Genomic DNA, 20,125 nt, shown 5'->3' with positions numbered 1-20,125 from the left:
ATTGCCGGTAAATGCGCTTTGCTTAATCCCCACCAGTGCTTATCGTTCAGCCTCCCGTAAAAGAAGCCCACGCGCCCAATGGTTAATCACTCCATGCAATCGTCCCCCCGTAAATCCCGTCGCTGGCTGATCAGCCTGTTCGTGCTGCTGGTCGTCGCCGTCCTGTGCTGGAAATTCTGGCCGGCCGGAGCGCCCCACAAGGCGGGCGCCGAGAAGGCTGCGGCCGGCCATACCGGCCGTTCGGGGATGATGCGGCCGGGCTTCGGTGGCGGCACCGGGCCGATTCCGGTGCGCGTGGCACCGGCGGTCACCGGGGACTTCCCGCTGTACTACAAGGCGCTGGGCACGGTGACGGCGCTCAACACCATCAATGTGCGCAGCCGCGTGGCCGGCGAACTGGTGAAGATCTATTTCGAAGAAGGGCAGATGGTCAAGGCGGGCGACCTGCTCGCGGAGATTGACCCGCGTCCGTACCAGAACGCCTTGCTTCAGGCCGAAGGCACCTTGCTGCAAAACCAGGCGCAACTGAAAAACGCCCAGGTCGACGTCGAGCGTTATCGCGGCCTGTTCAAGGAAGACAGCATCGCCAAGCAGACCCTGGACACCGCCGAAGCGCTGGTCGGCCAATACCTCGGCACGGTGAAAACCAATCAGGCGGCGGTCAACGACGCCAAGCTCAACCTCGACTTCACCAAGATCCGCGCACCGATTGCCGGCCGCGTGGGTCTGCGCCAGCTCGACGTCGGCAACCTGGTGGCCGCCAACGACACCACGTTCCTGGCGGTCATCACCCAGACCCAACCGATCAGCGTGGCCTTCACACTGCCGGAAAACAGCCTTGAAACCGTCCTTGCCCGCTATCGCAGTGGCGCGAAACTGCCGGCCGAAGCCTGGGATCGTGGCGACACCAAGTTGCAGGCCACCGGCGTTCTGCAAAGCCTCGACAACCAGATCGACGTCGCCACCGGCACCCTGAAATTCAAGGCCCGTTACGAAAACCGCGACCAGTCGCTGTTCCCCAACCAGTTCGTCAACGTCCACCTGCTGGCCGACACCCTCAAGGGTGTGGTGCTGGCGCCTTCGGCGGCGATCCAGTTCGGCAACAACGGCACCTTTGTCTACGCCATGGACGGTGACAAGAAAGTCACCATCCGCCAGTTGAAGATCGGCGCCAGCGATGGCAACAACACCGTGGTCACCGAAGGCCTGGTCGCTGGCGACCGCGTGGTGCTGGAGGGCACCGACCGCCTGAAGGAAGGCAGTGAAGTGGAAGTGGTCAACGACAGCCAGGACGTACCGACCACGCCGACCGGACACCTGCAAGGCAAATCCGCCGCCACCGCGCCTGACGCCGCCGTCACCGACAAGGCCAAGAAGGGCGCATGAACATTTCGCGGCTGTTTATTCTCCGTCCGGTAGCCACCACGCTGAGCATGCTGGCTATCGTTCTGGCCGGTCTGATCGCTTATCGTCTGCTGCCGGTTTCGGCGCTGCCCCAGGTCGATTACCCGACCATCCGCGTCATGACCCTGTACCCCGGCGCCAGTCCGGATGTCATGACCAGCGCCGTCACTGCGCCACTGGAACGTCAGTTCGGACAGATGCCGGGCCTGACGCAAATGGCCTCGACCAGTTCCGGCGGTGCCTCGGTGCTGACCCTGCGCTTCAGCCTCGACATCAACATGGATGTCGCCGAGCAGCAAGTGCAGGCCGCGATCAACGCCGCGACCAATCTGCTGCCGACCGATTTGCCGGCACCGCCGGTGTACAACAAGGTCAACCCGGCGGACACCCCGGTGCTGACGCTCGCGATCACCTCGAAAACCATGTTGCTGCCCAAGCTCAATGACCTGGTCGATACGCGCATGGCGCAGAAAATCGCCCAGATCAGCGGTGTCGGCATGGTCAGCATTGCCGGCGGCCAGCGTCAGGCGGTGCGGATCAAGGTCAACCCCGAGGCCCTGGCCGCCAACAGTCTGAACCTGTCGGACGTGCGCACCCTGATCGGTGCGTCCAACGTCAACCAGCCCAAGGGCAACTTCGACGGTCCGACCCGGGTGTCGATGCTCGACGCCAACGACCAGCTGACCTCACCCAAGGACTACGCCAATCTGATCCTCGCCTACAAGAACGGCGCGCCGTTGCGGCTCAAGGATGTGGCGGAAATCGTCGATGGCGCCGAGAACGAACGTCTCGCCGCGTGGGCCAACCAGAATCAGGCGGTGTTGCTGAACATCCAGCGTCAGCCGGGCGCCAACGTGATCGAAGTGGTCGACCGGATCAAGGCGCTGCTGCCGAGCATCACCGACAACCTGCCGGCCGGTCTCGACGTCACCGTGCTGACCGACCGTACCCAGACCATTCGCGCCTCGGTCACCGACGTGCAGCATGAACTGCTGATCGCCATCGCCCTGGTGGTGATGGTGACGTTCCTGTTCCTGCGGCGCGCCAGTGCCACCATCATTCCGTCGGTGGCCGTGCCACTGTCGCTGATCGGCACCTTCGGCGTGATGTACCTGGCCGGGTTCTCGGTGAACAACCTGACCCTGATGGCCCTGACCATCGCCACCGGCTTCGTGGTCGACGACGCCATCGTGATGCTGGAAAACATCGCGCGCTTCATCGAAGAAGGTGACAGCCCGCTGCAGGCCGCGCTCAAAGGCGCCAAGCAGATCGGTTTTACCCTGATTTCCCTGACCCTGTCGCTGATCGCGGTGCTGATCCCGCTGCTGTTCATGGCGGACGTGGTGGGGCGCCTGTTCCGCGAGTTCGCCATCACCCTGGCGGTGGCGATCCTGATTTCCCTGGTGGTGTCGCTGACCCTGACGCCGATGATGTGCGCGCGCCTGCTCAAACGTGAGCCGGAGGCCAGCGAGCAGGGCCGTTTCTATCGTGCCAGCGGTGAGTTCATCGACTGGATGATCGCCGGCTACGGGCGCATGTTGCAGTGGGTGCTCAAGCGTCAGCCACTGACCCTGCTGGTCGCCATCGGCACCCTGGCCCTGACCGTGTTCCTTTATATGGTGGTGCCCAAGGGTTTCTTCCCGGTGCAGGACACCGGGGTGATCCAGGGTATTTCCGAGGCACCGCAGTCGATTTCCTTCGCCGCCATGAGTGAACGCCAGCAGGCGCTCGCCAAGGTGATCCTGGAAGATCCGGCGGTTGAAAGCCTGTCGTCCTACATCGGCGTCGATGGCGACAACGCCACCCTCAACAGTGGGCGTCTGCTGATCAACCTCAAACCCCACGGTCAGCGTGACCTCAGCGCCGCCGAGGTGATCACGCGGCTGCAACCGCAGCTGGACAAACTGGTCGGTATCCGTCTGTTCATGCAACCGGTGCAGGACCTGACCATCGAAGACCGTGTCAGCCGCACCCAGTACCAGTTCAGCATGTCTTCGCCGGACGCCGATCTGCTCAGCCTGTGGAGCGGCCGACTGGTCGAGGCGCTGGCGCAGCGCCCGGAACTGACTGACGTCGCCAGTGATTTGCAGGACAAGGGTTTGCAGGTGTATCTGGTCATCGACCGTGATGCGGCCTCACGCCTTGGCGTTTCGGTGTCGAACATCACCGATGCGCTCTACGATGCGTTCGGCCAGCGGCAGATTTCCACCATTTACACCCAGGCCAGCCAGTACCGCGTGGTGCTGCAAGCCCAGGCCGGGGAGCGGATCGGCCCGCAGGCGCTGGATCAGATTCACGTCAAGACCACCGACGGCGCACAGGTGCGGTTGTCGAGCCTGGCCCATGTCGAGGAGCGCCAGGCGCAACTGGCGATCACCCATATCGGTCAGTTCCCGGCGGTGATGATGTCGTTCAACCTCGCGCCCGGCGTGGCGCTGGGGCATGCGGTGGACGTGATCGATCAGGTGCAGAAGGACATCGGCATGCCGATCGGCGTGCAGACCCAGTTCCAGGGCGCGGCCGAAGCGTTCCAGGCGTCGCTGTCGAGCACCTTGCTGCTGATTCTGGCGGCGGTGGTGACCATGTACATCGTGCTTGGCGTGCTCTACGAGAGCTATATCCACCCGATCACCATTCTCTCGACCCTGCCATCGGCGGCGGTGGGCGCCTTGCTGGCGCTGCTGCTCAGTGGCAATGACCTGGGGATGATCGCGATCATCGGCATCATCCTGCTGATCGGTATCGTCAAGAAGAACGCGATCATGATGATCGACTTCGCCCTCGACGCCGAACGCAACCAGGGCATGGCGCCGGAGCAGGCTATCTATCAGGCAGCGTTGCTGCGCTTCCGGCCGATCCTGATGACCACCCTGGCCGCATTGTTCGGCGCGGTGCCGTTGATGCTGGCGACCGGTTCCGGCGCGGAATTGCGTCAGCCTTTGGGTCTGGTGATGGTCGGTGGCTTGCTGATGAGCCAGATTCTGACCTTGTTCACCACGCCGGTGATCTATTTGTACTTCGACCGGCTGGGTCGCCGTTTCGGCAAGTCCAAGGCTGAAGAGGTGGCCGTGTGATCATGCTGAACACCCGACCCGCTCCTGATGGGGTCAATACATGAACCTCTCCGGTCCTTTCATCAAGCGCCCGGTGGCGACCATGCTGCTGAGCCTGGCGATCATGCTGCTGGGCGGCGTGAGCTTCGGCTTGCTGCCGGTATCACCGCTGCCGCAAATGGACTTCCCGGTGATCGTGGTGCAGGCCAGCCTGCCCGGCGCCAGTCCGGAGGTCATGGCATCCACTGTGGCGACGCCGCTGGAGCGCTCGTTCGGCGCCATTGCCGGCGTCAACACCATGAGCAGTCGCTCCAGCCAGGGTTCGACCCGGGTCATTCTGCAATTCGACCTCGACCGCGACATCAACGGCGCGGCGCGGGAAGTGCAGGCGGCGATCAACGCCTCGCGCAACCTGCTGCCGAGCGGGATGCGCAGCATGCCGACCTACAAGAAGGTCAATCCGTCCCAGGCACCGATCATGGTGCTGTCGCTGACTTCGGACGTGCTGGAAAAAGGCCAGCTCTATGACCTGGCCTCGACCATCCTGTCCCAGAGCCTGTCCCAGGTGCAGGGCGTGGGTGAAGTGCAGATTGGCGGCAGCTCCCTGCCGGCAGTGCGCATCGAACTCGAACCCCAGGCGCTGAACCAGTACGGCGTGGCACTGGACGACGTGCGCAAGACCATCGCCGAGGCCAACGTGCGCCGGCCGAAAGGTTCGGTCGAGGACGGTGAGCGGCTGTGGCAGATCCAGGCCAATGATCAACTGGAGAAAGCCAAGGATTACGAGTCGCTGATCATTCACTACGCCGACGGCGCCGCGTTGCGCCTGAAAGATGTGGCCAAGGTCAGCGACGGTGTCGAGGACCGTTACAACAGCGGGTTCTTCAACGATGACGCAGCGGTGCTGCTGGTGATCAACCGGCAGGCCGGCGCCAACATCATCGAGACGGTCAACGAGATCAAGGCGCAACTGCCGGCGTTGCAGGCGGTGCTGCCGGCCAGTGTCAAACTGAACCTGGCGATGGACCGCTCGCCGGTGATCAAGGCCACGCTGCACGAAGCGGAAATGACCCTGCTGATCGCCGTGGCCCTGGTGATTCTGGTGGTGTTCCTGTTCCTCGGTAACTTCCGCGCCTCGTTGATCCCGACCCTGGCGGTGCCGGTGTCGCTGGTCGGTACGTTCGCGGTGATGTACCTCTACGGCTTTTCGCTGAACAACCTGTCGCTGATGGCGCTGATTCTCGCCACCGGACTGGTGGTGGACGACGCCATCGTGGTGCTGGAGAACATTTCCCGGCACATCGACGAAGGCGTCAAACCGATGAGGGCCGCGTACCTCGGGGCCAAGGAAGTCGGCTTCACCTTGCTGTCGATGAACGTCTCGCTGGTCGCGGTGTTCCTGTCGATCCTGTTCATGGGCGGGATCATCGAAAGCCTGTTCCGTGAATTCTCCATTACGCTGGCGGCGGCCATCGTAGTGTCGCTGGTGGTGTCGCTGACCCTGACGCCAATGCTCTGCGCACGCTGGCTCAAGCCGCACACGCCAGGGCAGGAGAACCGCCTGCAACGCTGGAGCCGGCACGCCAACGACTGGATGGTCGGCAAGTACGCCACCAGCCTCGACTGGGTGCTGCGTCACCGGCGTCTGACCCTGTTGAGCCTGATCGTCACCGTCGGGGTCAACGTCGCCCTGTACGTTGTGGTGCCAAAGACCTTCATGCCGCAACAGGACACCGGCCAGTTGATCGGTTTCGTGCGCGGTGACGACGGCCTGTCGTTCAGCGTGATGCAGCCGAAAATGGAAATCTTCCGCCGCGCGGTGCTCAAGGATGAGGCGGTGGAAAGCGTTGCCGGGTTCATCGGTGGCACCAACGGCACCAACAACGCGTTCATGCTGGTTCGCCTGAAACCGATCAAGGAGCGCAATCTGTCGGCGCAGAAAGTCATCGAGCGCCTGCGCAAGGAAATGCCCAAGGTGCCGGGCGCCCAGTTGATGCTGATGGCCGACCAGGACCTGCAATTCGGCGGCGGCCGCGAGCAGACTACCTCGCAATACAGCTACATCCTGCAAAGCGGTGACCTGGGGGCGCTGCGCGAGTGGTATCCGAAAGTGGTGACCGCGCTCAGGGCGTTGCCCGAGCTGACCGCCATCGACGCCCGTGAGGGTCGCGGCGCGCAGCAGGTGACGTTGATTGTCGACCGTGATCAGGCCAAGCGCCTGGGGGTGGACATGAACATGGTCACCGCCGTGCTGAACAATGCCTACAGCCAGCGGCAGATTTCGACGATCTACGACAGCCTCAACCAGTACCAGGTGGTGATGGAGGTCAATCCGAAATACGCCCAGGATCCGGTGACGCTCAAGCAGGTCGAAGTCATCACCGCCGACGGTGCGCGGGTTCCGCTGTCGACCTTCGCCCATTATGAGAACAGCCTGGAAGACGACCGGGTCAGCCACGAAGGCCAGTTCGCGTCCGAGGACATTTCCTTCGACATGGCCGAAGGCGTGACGGTGGAGCAGGGCAGTGCCGCGATCGAGCGGGCGATTGCCAAGGTCGGTCTGCCGGAAGACGTGATCGCAAAAATGGCCGGCACCGCCGACGCCTTTGCCGCGACCCAGAAGAGTCAGCCGTTCATGATTCTTGGCGCGCTGCTGGCGGTGTATCTGGTGCTCGGTGTGCTGTACGAAAGCTACATTCACCCGCTGACCATTCTCTCGACCCTGCCTTCGGCCGGGGTCGGTGCGCTGCTGTCGATCTATGCGCTGGGCGGCGAGTTCAGCCTGATTTCGCTGCTCGGGCTGTTCCTGCTGATCGGCGTGGTGAAGAAGAACGCGATCCTGATGATCGACCTGGCGCTGCAACTGGAGCGCCATCAGGGCCTGTCGCCGCTGGAATCGATCCGCAGCGCCTGTCTGCAACGCTTGCGGCCGATTCTGATGACCACGCTGGCAGCGATCCTCGGCGCCTTGCCGCTGTTGCTCAGCCGGGCCGAAGGCGCAGAAATGCGTCAACCGCTGGGCCTGACCATCATCGGCGGGCTGATTTTCAGCCAGGTGCTGACCCTTTACACCACGCCGGTGGTTTACCTCTATCTCGACAAACTGCGCCATCGTTTCAACAAATGGCGTGGCGTACGTACCGATGCCGCACTGGAAACTCCGCTATGACTGACCGTTCGCTTCTCAATCTGGCCACTGCCCGTGGCTCGCGTCTGTTGAGTCTGTCGCTGTGCGTGGCGATGCTCAGTGCCTGCGCCGTCGGCCCGGACTATCATCGCCCGCAAACCGCGCAAATCGCCCAATACAAGGAAGCCGAAGGCTGGAGCCAGGCCAACCCGAGCGATGCCCTGGCCCGTGGTGCCTGGTGGGAACTGTATGGCGACCGTCAGCTCAATGAGTTGATCGCGAAACTCAACAGCGCCAACCAGAGCGTCGCGCAGTCCGAGGCGCAGTTCCGTCAGGCCCAGGCACTGGTACGCAGCGCGCGCGGGGCGTTTTACCCGAGCGTTGATCTGAGCGCGGGCAAGACCCGTTCCAGCCAGGGCACCGGCAGCAGCAGTTCGAGCCTGAGCAGTTCCTCCAGCGGTATTCGTGATACCTACAACGCGCAGTTGGGCGTCAGTTGGGAGGCGGATGTCTGGGGCAAATTGCGTCGTGGCCTGGAGGCCAACGAAGCCAGCGCCCAGGCCAGTTTTGCCGATCTGGCGGCGATGCGCCTGAGCCAACAGTCCGAGTTGGTGAAAAACTACCTGCAATTGCGGGTGATCGATCAGCAGAAACGCTTGCTCGAGTCGACCGTGGCCGCGTATGAACGCTCGCTGAAAATGACGCAGAACCAGTACAAGGCCGGGGTTTCCGGGCGTGACGCGGTGGCCCAGGCGCAGACTCAGTTGAAGTCCACCCAGGGCGATCTGGTGGATCTGATCTGGCAGCGGGCGCAGTTCGAAAACGCCATCGCCGTACTGATCGGGCAACCGCCGGCCGAGTTCAAACTCGCCGAAACCCAGGACATTCCCAAGCTGCCGCCGATTCCGCTGAGCCTGCCCTCGCAATTGCTGGAGCGACGTCCGGACATCGCCTCGGCCGAGCGCTCGGTGATCGCCGCCAACGCCAATATCGGCGTGGCAAAAGCGGCGTATTACCCGGATCTGAGCCTGAGCATGAGCGGCGGTTATAGCAGCAGCACCTCCCAGAATCTCATCAGTCTGCCGAACCGCTTCTGGTCGGTGGGGCCGAAAGTGACGTTGCCGCTGTTCGACGGCGGGCAGCGCTCGGCGGAAGTCGACCGTACCGAGGCGATCTACGATCAGACCGTGGCCAAATACCGCCAGACCGTGCTCGACGGCTTCCGCGAGGTGGAAAACTACCTGGTGCAGTTGAAGGTGTATGAGGACGAAGCGGCGGTGCGCCAGGAAGCCCTTGATGCGGCCCGCGACTCGGTGCGCCTGACCGAAAACCAGTACAAGGCCGGGCTCATCGCCTATCTCGATGTGGTCACGGTGCAAGCCACGGCGTTGAGTAACGAGCGCAGTGTGCTGAATGTGCTGCAGAGCCGGCTGATCGCCAGTGTGCAGTTGATTGCCGCGCTGGGCGGGGGCTGGGACGGGCAACTCGATGTGAGTGATAACCGCTGATCGGTCAACGCCGGCTACCGGATTAGAGGGGTGGGGCCGATCAAACAAGCGTTTCATCGGCTTGATGGCAAATTGACTACTTTGTCAGTGCGTTCTTCTGTGCAATCAGTACAATCGGCGCATTTACCCTCGCCGAGAACGGACGCGCTACGGTGGGGTGGTCACGAGAACTCCCATGCTCATCGGTAACTATTCCTTCACGCTGGTTTTTATTTCGCTGTGTGTGGCGATCCTCGCGTCGTACACCGCTCTCGATCTCACCGGGCGCATTGCCACCGCCAAGGGACGTGCCGTGCATTTGTGGACGGCCGGTGGCGCGTTTGCCATGGGCGTCGGTGTCTGGTCGATGCACTTCATCGGCATGCTGGCCTTCAAGCTGCCGATCAGCCTGGGTTATGACACCGGGCTCACGGCCCTGTCGCTGTTGATCGCGGTGTTGTCCTGCGGCTTTGCCTTGTGGCTGGTCAGCCAACCGAAACTGCCCGCGTGGCAACTGGCCTTCGGCGCCTTGATCATGGGCGCCGGCATCAGCACCATGCATTACACCGGCATGGCGGCCATGCGCATGCAGCCGGGTATCGACTACGACCCGACCCTGTTCGGCGCTTCTTTGCTCATTGCTGTCGGGGCGTCGGCGGCGGCGTTGTGGATCGCCTTTCGCCTGCGTCAGCAGTCGCCTTACGTGCGGCTGTTCCGTGCCGGGGCAGCGATTGTCATGGGCGTGGCGATCGTCGGCATGCATTACACCGGCATGGCGGCGGCGCGTTTTCCCGAAGGCAGCTTCTGCGGCGCGGCGCTCAGCGGCCTGAACGGCAACGGCCTCGATAATCTGGTGCTGATCACCACCCTGGCGGTGCTAACCATCGCCTTGCTGACGTCGATCCTCGACGCGCGCCTCGAAGCACGCACCGCCGATCTGGCCCATTCGCTGACCGTCGCCAACCGTGAACTGACCCAACTGGCGCTGCACGACACCCTCACCGGTCTGCCCAATCGCCTGTTGCTGGACGACCGGATCAATCAGGCGATGAAGAAGGTCAACGAGCAGGGTGGTTGTTTTGCGCTGATGTTCATCGATCTGGACGGCTTCAAACCGGTCAACGACGCTTTCGGCCATCACATGGGCGATCAGTTGTTACGCGAAGTGGCGGTGCGTCTGCGTGAGGACCTGCGCAGCCTCGACACGCTGGCGCGGATCGGCGGCGATGAATTTGTCCTGCTGGTGCGCCTCAACGAGCCCAACGACGCACTGGGTCTGGCGGCGCGCCAGGTCGGGTTGATTGCGCAGTCGTTCCGGGTGGCCGATCACGATTTGCAGATTTCCGCCAGCGTCGGCATCGCGCTGTTCCCCGGCAACGGCCAGAACGCCCAGGAACTGCTGATGAACGCCGACGCCGCGATGTACCACGCCAAGGGCGGCGGCAAGAACGGCTACAGCTTCTTCGACGCGTCGATGAACAACAACGCGCGCAAGCAACTGCAACTGTTGCAGGACCTGCGCGCGGCACTGGAACACAATGAATTCAGCCTGCATTACCAGCCCAAGTTCGATGCCGCCGACGGTCTTCCGGTAGGAGCCGAGGCGCTGCTGCGCTGGGAGCATCCGACCCACGGCATGCTGATGCCGGACAAGTTCATCGATCTGGCGGAAAAAACCGGCCTGATCATCCCCATCGGCGATTGGGTGCTCAATGAAGCCTGCCGGCAGATGCGCGAGTGGTACGTCCTCGGCCATACCGACTGGCGTATCGCGGTGAACCTGTCGGCGTTGCAGTTCTGCCACGCGGGACTGGTGCAGAGCGTGGCGAATGCGCTGGCGACCCACCATTTGCCGGCCAACAGCCTGACCCTGGAAATCACCGAAACCACCGCCATGAGCGACGCCGATGCGAGCATGACGGTGCTGCAAGAGCTGTCCGACATGGGCGTCGATTTGTCGATCGACGATTTCGGCACCGGTTATTCGAGCCTGATGTACCTCAAGCGTCTGCCGGCCAATGAGCTGAAAATCGATCGCGGTTTCGTGCGCGACCTGGAGCGCGACAGCGATGACGCCGCCATCGTTTCGGCGATTGTCGCGCTGGGGCAGGCCCTGGGGCTGCGAATTGTTGCCGAAGGTGTCGAAACCGGCGTGCAGCAGGACTTCCTGACGCAACTGGGCTGTGATTCCCTGCAAGGCTACCTGCTCGGCCATCCGATGCCGGCGGATCGCTTTATCCAGAGCGTGACGCGGGACAAGCGCCTGACGGCGGTCTGACCCACCGAGTCATCGTTCTGCACGGGCAAGCCGCGCTCCCCGGGATCTTGCGTGAGCGGTTGCCCGCGAAGGCGTCATGTCTGCCGGCACAGACTTATGCAAAACCCGGCAATGACGGTTATTCTTCCCCCCGACTGTTACGAGTGCATTTGGGGGAAGGCCAGCATGGATAAAGTCATTGTGATCACCGGCGGCGGGCGCGGAATCGGGGCCGCCACCGCGCTGTTGGCTGCTGAGCAAGGCTATCGGATCTGCATCAACTACCAGGCGGACGAACAGGCCGCGCAAAGCGTGCTGGAGCAAGTCCGCGCACTGGGCGCCCAAGCCATTGCGGTCCGCGCCGATGTCAGTATCGAAGACGAAGTGGTCGCCCTGTTTCACCGGGTCGACACCGAACTGGGCCGGGTCACCGCTCTGGTGAACAACGCCGGCACCGTCGGGCACAAATCGCGGGTCGACGAAATGTCCGAATTCCGCATTCTCAAAATCATGAAGACCAACGTTCTGGCGCCGATTCTCTGCGCCAAGCATGCGATCCTGCGCATGTCGCCCAAGCACGGCGGGCAGGGCGGCAGCATCGTCAACGTGTCTTCGGTCGCTGCGCGCCTGGGCTCGCCCAATGAGTACGTCGACTACGCCGCTTCCAAAGGCGCGCTCGACACCTTCACCATCGGCTTGTCCAAGGAAGTGGCGGGCGAGGGGATTCGGGTCAACGCGGTGCGTCCGGGCTACATCTACACCGATTTCCACGCCTTGAGCGGCGACCCGGACCGGGTCAGCAAACTGGAATCGGCCATCCCGATGGCCCGTGGCGGCCGGCCGGATGAAGTGGCGGAAGCGATTGTCTGGTTGCTGTCGGACAAGGCCTCGTATGCGACGGGAACGTTTGTCGACCTGGGTGGCGGGCGCTAGTCCTTCTGGCTGTTCATCTTTAACGCCGGGGCTATTGTTCAGCGTTGTTAAATTTTTAAATAAATAGCGAAACCATCTCCCTTGATGTAAAAGGGGAGGTGGTTTTTTGTTTTGCAGTCCCGTATTTGCTGGGTATCTTCTTTGTAAGTTGTTAGTTGCACTGTTTGATATGTTTGAGCCTGAAATTATTTGTACGGTAAGTTCCATGGTCGGCTGTTGAGTTGAATCTGCTCGTTGGATATTCTTTGTTTGCCTTGCAGCGAGCAAGGTTTAAATATTAATGAAAAGGAGTTTGAAAATGGATCTTTATGAAGATGAAGTAGCGCTGTGGAGTGATTTCGTGGCGAAAACCCTGACCAAGACTTTTACGCTGACCATGCCGCCGGAAATTTTGAAGATTATTGCCGATCTGGCGGACAAGTTTATTCTTGAGCGCCGCAAGCGCGAAGTTGTTTCTGAAGATAAATAATTAAGTTATTTATTGTTTTTTGATAATTACCTGATATTGAAATGGAAGTGTGGTAAGTATGGAAAGCCCGAAAAAATCGTTCAAGGCCAACCTTTTTTATAAAGGCAAGCCGTTGGTTCTGAACTATCAGTTGATGGAGGCCAGGCTGAAGCGCAAGCGTCTGACGCCGGCTCAGCGCGCGGAATATAACCGCCAGTTGCAGAATGAAGGCGGCTTCCTGACAGTCGCTGACAGGGAAGACACTGAGCCGTTGTTGATCAACTTTCACTCTGAAGAAGAACGTTACACGCTGCGTGTGGCCACGCCAGGGATGTTTCTTGGAAAACTCTTGAGCATGGAGAACATTCGGGATGGGCAGGGGCAACAGACATTTGAAAAGCAATGGGTGGTCGTTGATCGAACCGAGCCGACCCGGTTTTTCCTGGAAAGTGTTTCTCCCGGGACTGTCAGGATGTTGAACGTCGCGAAAAAAGCGTCTTCGGACAATGAGATCAAGGGGCCGATTTATCTCTACGAGCAACCTGGCCGTCTGGAACTGGATAATCAACGCTACTTTTCGCAAACCCGGATTGAGGGGCAGCACCTGCTGCACGATCCGTTCGGTGTGAACTTCGATATACAGGTGAAAGACGTTCCGTTATCGAACGATCCGTCTGATTGAGTCGTTTGAATGCGTGATTGAAAAGTCCTGCCGATAGTGATCGGCAGGACTTTTTTATTTGGGCAGTGGCGGGTTCAGAACGACCGCACAATTCGCCCCAATGTTTCCATCGCTTTTTCCGAGTCCTCGGTCCACGGGCTGCCATAGTTCAGACGAATGCAGTTTCGAAAGCGTTGGGCCGGTGAAAAAATCGGTCCTGGCGCGATACTGATGCCTTGCGCCAGGGCCATCTGGAACAACTTCAGCGAGTCCATCTGCGGTGGCAGTTCCAGCCACAGAAAGTAGCCGCCGGCCGGTTGGCTGACCCGGGTCTGCGCCGGGAAGTAGCGGGCGATGGCCGCAAGCATGGCGCTTTGCTGTTCTTCCAGGGCGTAGCGCAATTTGCGCAGGTGACGGTCGTAGCCGCCGTGTTGCAGGTAGTCGGCGATGGCGGCCTGGGCCGGCATCGAGGCGCACAGCGAGGTCATCAGTTTCAGCCGCTCGATCTTTTGCGCGTAACGGCCGGCGGCGACCCAACCGATGCGGTAGCCGGGGGCCAGGCTCTTGGCGAACGAGCCGCAATGCATCACCAGACCTTCGGTGTCGAACGCCTTGGCCGGTTTCGGCGCTTGCTGGCCGTAATACAGCTCGGCGTAGACGTCATCCTCAATCAGCGGCACCTGATGCCGGCGCAGCAGCTCGACCAGCTCCTGTTTCTTCGCCTCGGGCATGGTCGCCCCCATCGGGTTCTGGAAACTGGTCATGCACCAGCACGCCTTGATCGGATGGCGCTCAAGGGTCTGGGCGAGCACGCCGAGATCGATGCCGTCCCGTGGATGCACGGGAATTTCCACGGCCTTGAGTTTCAACCGCTCCAGCACTTGCAGGCTGGCGTAAAACGCCGGGGCTTCGATGGCGACCAGATCGCCGGGTTCGGTCACCGCTTGCAGGCACAGGTTCAGCGCTTCAAGAGCGCCGTTGGTGATCAACAGTTCTTCCATCGGCAGCATCAACCCGCCGACCATGTAGCGCAGGGCGATCTGCCGACGCAGTTGCGGGTTGCCCGGCGACATGTCGGTGACCACCATGCGCGGATCCATCTCCCGCGCTGCACTCGCCAGTGAACGCGACAGGCGTTGCAGCGGGAACAGGGTCGGGCTGGGGAACGCCGAACCGAAGGGCACGGTGCTTGGGTCCTTGATGGACTCCAGCACCGAGAACACCAGTTCGCTGACGTCGACTTCGGTGGACTCGTTGACCTGGCTGCTGATCACCGGCTCCGAGAACGGACTCGGCGCGTGGGCATTGACGAAGTAGCCCGAGCGCGGCCGGGCGCGGATCAGGCCCCGGCGTTCGAGCAGGTAGTAGGCCTGGAACACCGTGGACGGGCTGACGCCGTAGGTCTGGCTGGCGTAGCGCACCGAGGGCACCCGCTGGCCGGGGCCGAGGACGCCGGAGCGGATCAGTTCAGCGATGTCGTCGGCGAATTTTTCGTAGCGTTTCATCGATGGCCTTGTGGCTGGTATGGAAAAAAGCCCCTCACCCTGAGCCTCTCCCGGAGGGAGAGGGGACTGACCGAGGGTTGCTGCAGAAAATTATCGACCTGAAATATCGAGTTGAACTCAGGTTTGAACAGCCAGCAAATCAGCTCCCTTTCCCCCTCGCCCACTTTGGGGAGGGGGTTGAGGTGAGGGGGGATTCTAGCGGCTCAGCGATTCATCGGCGCCACAAACCTGCTTTTGGCCACGCTGTAAACCTCAGGCTCATCGCTATCGGCAATCTTGAAGCTCAAGGTCTGCGAACTGCTGGCCGGACGATCCGTGGTCATCGCCACCGACACTGGCACGTCGACAATTTCGCCGGGCGCCAGACTCAGGTCGGTCTTGCCTTGCAGCTGAAAGCCATCGCCATCGACCAGGCTCAGGTTGTATTCCTGGCGCTGCTGGGTCTTGTTGATCACCTTGAGGGTGTAGATGTTCTCGATCTGGCCCTGGCCGTTTTCACGGAACAGCCCGCGATCCTTGGTCACGTCCAGCGACACCATCGGTCGTTCGGCCAGCGCCAGGGCCAGCGCGCCGATCATCACCACCAGCACCGCGACGTAACCGATCAAGCGGGGTCGCAGCAGGTGCGTCTTGCCACCCTGCAACTCGCGCTCGGAGGTGTAGCGGATCAGGCCGCGCGGATAGTTCATCTTGTCCATGATCGAGTCGCAGGCATCGATGCACGCGGCGCAACCGATGCACTCCATTTGCAGACCGTCGCGGATGTCGATGCCGGTCGGACACACCTGCACACACAGCTGACAGTCGATGCAGTCACCGAGGCCGGCCTCGGCGGGTTTGACCTCGCGTTTGCGCGGGCCACGGTTTTCACCACGGGCCACGTCGTAGGAAATCGCCAGGGTGTCCTTGTCGAACATCACGCTCTGGAACCGCGCATACGGACACATGTGCATGCACACTGCTTCGCGCAGCCAACCGGCGTTGATGTAGGTGGCGGCGGTAAAGAACAGCACCCAGAACAGGCTGACGCCGCCGATCTGCAGGGTCAGCAGTTCCTCGGCCAATGGCCGGATCGGCGCGAAGTAACCGACGAAGGTCAGGCCGGTCAGTACGCTGATTGCCAGCCAAAGGCTGTGCTTGGCTGCGCGCCGGGCCAGTTTGTTCAGGCTCCACGGTGCGGCTTGCAGCTTGATCCGCTGGTTGCGCTCACCCTCGGTGATCTTCTCGCACCACATGAAAATCCACGTCCACGAACTCTGTGGGCAGGTGTAACCGCACCAGACCCGCCCGGCGAACACGGTGATCGCGAACAGGCCGAACGCGGCGATGATCAGCAGTGCCGACAGCAGAATGAAATCCTGCGGCCAGAACGTCGCACCGAAGATATGGAATTTGCTTTCGGAAAGATCCCAGAGTACGGCCTGGCGACCGCCCCAGTTCAGCCAGACGGTGCCGAAGAACAGCAAAAACAGAAACCCCGCGCCGCTCATGCGCAGGGTTCGGAACAGGCCGGTGAAGCTGCGGGTGAAGATCTGGTTGTCGCTGGAGGCGGCCTTCGTCTTCATTGGACGGGCCGGCACTTTTTTAATGGTTGGCGTTGCTTCTACGGTTCGGACGGGGATTTGTTCGCTCATGGTCTTTAGCTCATCAGCCTCCATCAGGCCAGAGCACTATGAGCGCCGATCTGTTTGCATAACAGACTCAGGTATTTCAATAAAAAGCGTATCAGATGGATTTTTACGCAACGCCTGCGACAACTTGAAGCAGCCCGGCCGACGGGGCGCGGACGCCTATCCCAGACGCCTGCGATGCACGTTGACCGGGGTCAGTCAAATCACCGAATCACCGCTATCGGCTTTCAGGTGTTTGCGACCGTCGGTGGCACCTGCGACGGTCAACGCGTCCGCCTCGGCTTCGGTGATGTAGATGCGCCGGCCCTCGATCTCCACGGCCGACATGGCCTTTTCGCTGTCGGTGATCACGGTCAGGTCGCCGCACAGACGGATTTGCTCACCCTTTTCGGTGGCGAAAAAGCAGGTCTGGTTCTCGATGCGCAGGCTCATGGGGCTGTCCTTTTTTCCAGTGGATGTTGAAAGGTTAGGGCGCGGGTGCGAATGATCGTTCTACGCAACCGATTAATGGTCGGCGCTGTCCACCGTCTATCGAACCTTTCACAAGGACAGCGCGATGGACGCCTGGTGGCACGAAGTCTGGGTGACCCTGCAAGCGGAGTTCGCCGACATTGGCGATGCCGCACAACTGACCCGCATCACCGTGCGCCTGTTGATGGCGGCGCTGCTGGGCGGGATTCTCGGCTTCGAGCGCGAACACAAGGGCAAGGCTGCTGGCGTCCGGACTCACATGCTGGTGGCTCTCGGTGCGGCGCTGTTTGTGCTGGTGCCGCAATTGTCCGGCTCCCAGGCCGACGCCATGAGCCGCGTGGTGCAGGGCGTCATTGCCGGGATCGGGTTTCTGGGGGCGGGCACCATCCTGAAAAACCATGAGGGTGACGAAGGCCACGTCAAGGGCCTGACCACCGCCGCCGGGCTATGGATGACCGCCGCCATCGGCGTCGCGGCCGGGTTGGGGCGCGAGGCGACGGCGGTGCTCAGTACGTTGTTGGCGTTGGGGATTTTCAGTGTGATGCCGAGGATCGTGAAGGTGTTCGAGAAGGACGATTCCCCGCACTGACTGCCCCTCACCCAGCGATCCAGAACGAATCACCTATCCACCTGGCTCGAAGAAACGTCACCCCGGGCAGTTACGATCCACCCCTACGGCGAAACAATCACCGGCGGCATCGTCGTCGGCGGCTCTTCCTTCGGTGGTGGCGTGGTGCCCGGTGGTTCCTGTTCGGGGATCGGTTGCGGTTCGGTCTCGGGCAGGACCGGTTTGTCGATGTTGGGATCGGGCGTTTCCGCCGGGATCGGGATAGTCATAGGTGGACCTCCGTGTGGCACATGGCGTGAGAAGTGCTTAAGTGGGTTGACCACCTCGCAGCGAATTCGATCCGCTTTTTTGGGCGGGTGAAAAGTCGCGGCCAATCGCGGTGAACTTTTGCCGGTGAGGGTCGCTCGGAACCTAAGTGAGTTCATCAGGCCGAACAGGCAAACGAGCGTCCTTGGGGCGTTAAGGAGAGATGCTCAGTGACTGCTGAAAAACCTTCCGAACAAAGCTACAACCCGCATATTCCGCTGTCCCAGGCGCTGTTGCTGCCGCGCATTGTCATTGAAGACACCATGCCGACCCTCGAAGGCGGGCAGTTTGCCGTCAAGGCGATTGTCGGGCGCGAGGTGCCGGTCACCAGCAAGGTATTCGCCGATGGCCACGACAAACTGGCGGTGCGGATTCGCTGGCGGGAAGTCGGCGACGAGAGTTGGCAGAGCGAGGTGATGGCCGATCAGGGCAACAATGGCTGGGCGGGGCGCTTCCGGCCTGAGCGCCAGGGGCGCTACCTGTTTCTGATCGAGGCGTGGATCGATCAGTTCGCCAGTTTCCAGTACGAACTGGAGAAGAAGCACAATGCCGCCGTCCCGGTCAGCCTTGAACTGCAAGAAGGGCGAAGCATGGTGCAGCAGGCCGCCGAACGCAGCGAAGGTCCGCTCAGCGAACAACTGGCGGCCCTGCACCACGAATTGTCCGGCCTGCTCGAAACCGAGCAGGTCGCGTTGTTCCTGCACTCGCGCAGTGCGCAGTTGATGGCCGAGGCCGATCACCGGGCCTACCTGAGCCTGAGTGCCGAGTTCCCTGTGGACGTGGAGCGCGAACTCGCCGAGTTCGCCAGTTGGTACGAGCTGTTTCCCCGCTCGATCACCGACGATCCCGCCCGCCACGGCACCTTCAATGACGTTCACTCGCGGTTGCCGATGATTCAGGACATGGGCTTCGACGTGCTGTATTTCACGCCGATCCACCCGATTGGCCGCAGCCATCGCAAGGGTCGCAACAATTCGCTGACCGCCGGTCCCGACGATCCCGGCAGCCCCTATGCGATCGGCAGCGAGGAGGGCGGGCACGAAGCGATTCACTCGCAGCTCGGCACCCGTGAAGACTTCCGCCGACTGGTGGCCGCCGCCGCTGAGCACGGCCTGGAAATCGCCCTCGATTTCGCCATTCAGTGTTCTCAGGACCATCCGTGGCTCAAGCAGCATCCGGGCTGGTTCAACTGGCGGCCGGACGGCACGATCAAATACGCGGAAAACCCGCCGAAGAAATACCAGGACATCGTCAACGTCGATTTCTATGCGCCGGAAGCGATTCCCAGCCTGTGGGTCGAGTTGCGCGACATCGTCGTCGGCTGGGTGCAGGAGGGGGTGAAGATTTTTCGGGTCGACAACCCGCACACCAAGCCGCTGCCGTTCTGGCAGTGGTTGATCGCCGATGTGCGCACCTTGCACCCGGAAGTGATTTTCCTCGCCGAAGCCTTCACCACGCCGGCGATGATGGCGCGCTTGGGCAAGGTCGGTTATACCCAGAGCTACACCTATTTCACCTGGCGCAATACCAAGGCTGAACTGGCGACGTATTTCAGCGAACTCAATCAATCGCCGTGGCGCGAGTGCTATCGGCCGAACTTCTTCGTCAATACCCCGGACATCAACCCGGCGTTCCTCCATGAGTCGGGGCGGGCGGGTTTTCTGATCCGCGCGGCGCTGGCGACCATGGGTTCGGGCCTGTGGGGGATGTATTCGGGGTTCGAGTTGTGCGAGTCGGCGCCGGTGCCGGGCAAGGAGGAATACCTCGATTCGGAGAAGTACGAAATCCGCGTCCGCGACTTCAATGCACCGGGCAACATCATTGCCGAGATCGCCCAGCTCAATCGCATCCGCCGGCAGAACCCGGCGTTGCACAGCCATCTGGGCCTGAGCATCTATAACGCGTGGAACGACAACATCCTGTATTTCGGCAAGCGCAGTGCCGATGGCAGCAACTTCATTCTGGTGGCGGTCAGCCTTGATCCGCATAACGCGCAGGAGGCGAATTTCGAGCTGCCGCTGTGGGAAATGGGCCTGCCGGACGATGCCACCACCCATGGCGAAGACCTGATGAACGGCCATCGCTGGGACTGGCACGGCAAGTACCAGTTCATGCGGATCGAGCCGTGGCATCAGCCGTTCGGGATCTGGCGGATCAGCAGTTCGTAGGGCCGGTGACGATCAAGCGTGGGAGCGGGCTGGCTTGCGAAAGCGGCTTGTCAGCCGGCTCCTCGTTGACTGCCCCGACGCTTTCGCAGGCAAGCCAGCTCCCACG

Annotated in this window: 14 protein-coding genes; 10 read left to right on the top strand and 4 right to left on the bottom strand. The window is 61.5% G+C overall.

The window, feature by feature from the left end; translation table 11 throughout:
• Positions 1–78 precede the first annotated feature (78 nt).
• The 8 genes from KVQ74_RS17955 (at position 79) to KVQ74_RS17920 (ending at position 13,391) form a co-directional block, all read left to right on the top strand.
• On the top strand, positions 79–1,386 hold the full coding sequence (locus KVQ74_RS17955) for an MdtA/MuxA family multidrug efflux RND transporter periplasmic adaptor subunit (protein WP_217832516.1): 1,308 nt from the start codon (positions 79–81) through the stop codon (positions 1,384–1,386).
• Entirely contained in the window at positions 1,383–4,478 is a 3,096-nt protein-coding gene (locus tag KVQ74_RS17950; RefSeq protein WP_217832515.1) for an MdtB/MuxB family multidrug efflux RND transporter permease subunit, read from the top strand. Before KVQ74_RS17955 ends, KVQ74_RS17950 begins: the two co-directional genes overlap by 4 nt.
• Positions 4,479–4,518: 40 nt before the next feature.
• A complete protein-coding gene (locus KVQ74_RS17945) occupies positions 4,519–7,626 on the top strand; it encodes an efflux RND transporter permease subunit (protein WP_217832514.1) in 3,108 nt (1,035 codons plus the stop codon).
• Entirely contained in the window at positions 7,623–9,092 is a 1,470-nt protein-coding gene (locus tag KVQ74_RS17940; protein ID WP_217832513.1) for an efflux transporter outer membrane subunit, read from the top strand. Before KVQ74_RS17945 ends, KVQ74_RS17940 begins: the two co-directional genes overlap by 4 nt.
• 175 nt (positions 9,093–9,267) lie before the next feature.
• Complete coding sequence (locus KVQ74_RS17935; protein ID WP_217832512.1) at positions 9,268–11,349, top strand: putative bifunctional diguanylate cyclase/phosphodiesterase; 2,082 nt, start codon at positions 9,268–9,270, stop codon at positions 11,347–11,349.
• Between the two features lie 165 nt (positions 11,350–11,514).
• Complete coding sequence (locus KVQ74_RS17930; RefSeq protein ID WP_217832511.1) at positions 11,515–12,261, top strand: SDR family oxidoreductase; 747 nt, start codon at positions 11,515–11,517, stop codon at positions 12,259–12,261.
• A 298-nt stretch (positions 12,262–12,559) separates the two neighbouring features.
• The gene (locus tag KVQ74_RS17925; RefSeq protein ID WP_217832510.1) at positions 12,560–12,730 is read left to right on the top strand and encodes a hypothetical protein; all 171 of its coding nucleotides are present in this window, start codon (positions 12,560–12,562) and stop codon (positions 12,728–12,730) included.
• Positions 12,731–12,788: 58 nt separating this feature from the next.
• Positions 12,789–13,391, top strand: coding sequence for a hypothetical protein (locus tag KVQ74_RS17920; RefSeq protein ID WP_217832509.1), 603 nt, complete (start codon positions 12,789–12,791; stop codon positions 13,389–13,391).
• Between the two features lie 74 nt (positions 13,392–13,465).
• Here the strand turns inward: KVQ74_RS17920 and mapR are convergent, their stop codons facing one another.
• The 3 genes from mapR to KVQ74_RS17905 form a co-directional block, all read right to left on the bottom strand.
• Entirely contained in the window at positions 13,466–14,875 is a 1,410-nt protein-coding gene (gene mapR, locus KVQ74_RS17915) for a GntR family transcriptional regulator MpaR (RefSeq protein WP_217832508.1), read from the bottom strand.
• 203 nt (positions 14,876–15,078) lie between these two features.
• On the bottom strand, positions 15,079–16,509 hold the full coding sequence (gene ccoG / locus KVQ74_RS17910; protein WP_217832507.1) for a cytochrome c oxidase accessory protein CcoG: 1,431 nt from the start codon (positions 16,507–16,509) through the stop codon (positions 15,079–15,081).
• Positions 16,510–16,704: 195 nt separating this feature from the next.
• Positions 16,705–16,938, bottom strand: coding sequence for a DUF3203 family protein (locus KVQ74_RS17905; protein WP_217832506.1), 234 nt, complete (start codon positions 16,936–16,938; stop codon positions 16,705–16,707).
• 124 nt (positions 16,939–17,062) lie between these two features.
• On the opposite strand from KVQ74_RS17905, the gene KVQ74_RS17900 reads away from it, so the two are divergent.
• On the top strand, positions 17,063–17,566 hold the full coding sequence (locus tag KVQ74_RS17900; protein ID WP_217832505.1) for an MgtC/SapB family protein: 504 nt from the start codon (positions 17,063–17,065) through the stop codon (positions 17,564–17,566).
• An 83-nt stretch (positions 17,567–17,649) separates the two neighbouring features.
• Here KVQ74_RS17900 and KVQ74_RS17895 read toward each other — a convergent pair whose 3' ends face one another.
• Positions 17,650–17,814, bottom strand: coding sequence for a hypothetical protein (locus tag KVQ74_RS17895; protein ID WP_217832504.1), 165 nt, complete (start codon positions 17,812–17,814; stop codon positions 17,650–17,652).
• A 207-nt stretch (positions 17,815–18,021) separates the two neighbouring features.
• On the opposite strand from KVQ74_RS17895, the gene KVQ74_RS17890 reads away from it, so the two are divergent.
• A complete protein-coding gene (locus KVQ74_RS17890; protein ID WP_217832503.1) occupies positions 18,022–20,019 on the top strand; it encodes an alpha-1,4-glucan--maltose-1-phosphate maltosyltransferase in 1,998 nt (665 codons plus the stop codon).
• Positions 20,020–20,125 lie beyond the last annotated feature (106 nt).

It is taken from the genome of Pseudomonas botevensis (assembly GCF_019145475.1).
GTDB classification, from domain to species: Bacteria; Pseudomonadota; Gammaproteobacteria; order Pseudomonadales; family Pseudomonadaceae; genus Aquipseudomonas; species Aquipseudomonas botevensis.
Note: the sequence above shows the minus strand (reverse complement) of the source record. Positions and strands in the feature narration are given on the sequence as shown.

Excerpts from the sequence above, each read along its gene's own strand:
- KVQ74_RS17955 (WP_217832516.1), top strand. The coding sequence starts at position 79 with ATGGTTAATCACTCCATGCAATCGTCCCCCCGTAAATCCCGTCGCTGG.
- KVQ74_RS17950 (WP_217832515.1), top strand. The coding sequence starts at position 1,383 with ATGAACATTTCGCGGCTGTTTATTCTCCGTCCGGTAGCCACCACGCTG.
- KVQ74_RS17945 (WP_217832514.1), top strand. The coding sequence starts at position 4,519 with ATGAACCTCTCCGGTCCTTTCATCAAGCGCCCGGTGGCGACCATGCTG.
- KVQ74_RS17940 (WP_217832513.1), top strand. The coding sequence starts at position 7,623 with ATGACTGACCGTTCGCTTCTCAATCTGGCCACTGCCCGTGGCTCGCGT.
- KVQ74_RS17935 (WP_217832512.1), top strand. The coding sequence starts at position 9,268 with ATGCTCATCGGTAACTATTCCTTCACGCTGGTTTTTATTTCGCTGTGT.
- KVQ74_RS17930 (WP_217832511.1), top strand. The coding sequence starts at position 11,515 with ATGGATAAAGTCATTGTGATCACCGGCGGCGGGCGCGGAATCGGGGCC.
- KVQ74_RS17925 (WP_217832510.1), top strand. The coding sequence starts at position 12,560 with ATGGATCTTTATGAAGATGAAGTAGCGCTGTGGAGTGATTTCGTGGCG.
- KVQ74_RS17920 (WP_217832509.1), top strand. The coding sequence starts at position 12,789 with ATGGAAAGCCCGAAAAAATCGTTCAAGGCCAACCTTTTTTATAAAGGC.
- mapR (WP_217832508.1), bottom strand. The coding sequence starts at position 14,875 with ATGAAACGCTACGAAAAATTCGCCGACGACATCGCTGAACTGATCCGC.
- ccoG (WP_217832507.1), bottom strand. The coding sequence starts at position 16,509 with ATGAGCGAACAAATCCCCGTCCGAACCGTAGAAGCAACGCCAACCATT.
- KVQ74_RS17905 (WP_217832506.1), bottom strand. The coding sequence starts at position 16,938 with ATGAGCCTGCGCATCGAGAACCAGACCTGCTTTTTCGCCACCGAAAAG.
- KVQ74_RS17900 (WP_217832505.1), top strand. The coding sequence starts at position 17,063 with ATGGACGCCTGGTGGCACGAAGTCTGGGTGACCCTGCAAGCGGAGTTC.
- KVQ74_RS17895 (WP_217832504.1), bottom strand. The coding sequence starts at position 17,814 with ATGACTATCCCGATCCCGGCGGAAACGCCCGATCCCAACATCGACAAA.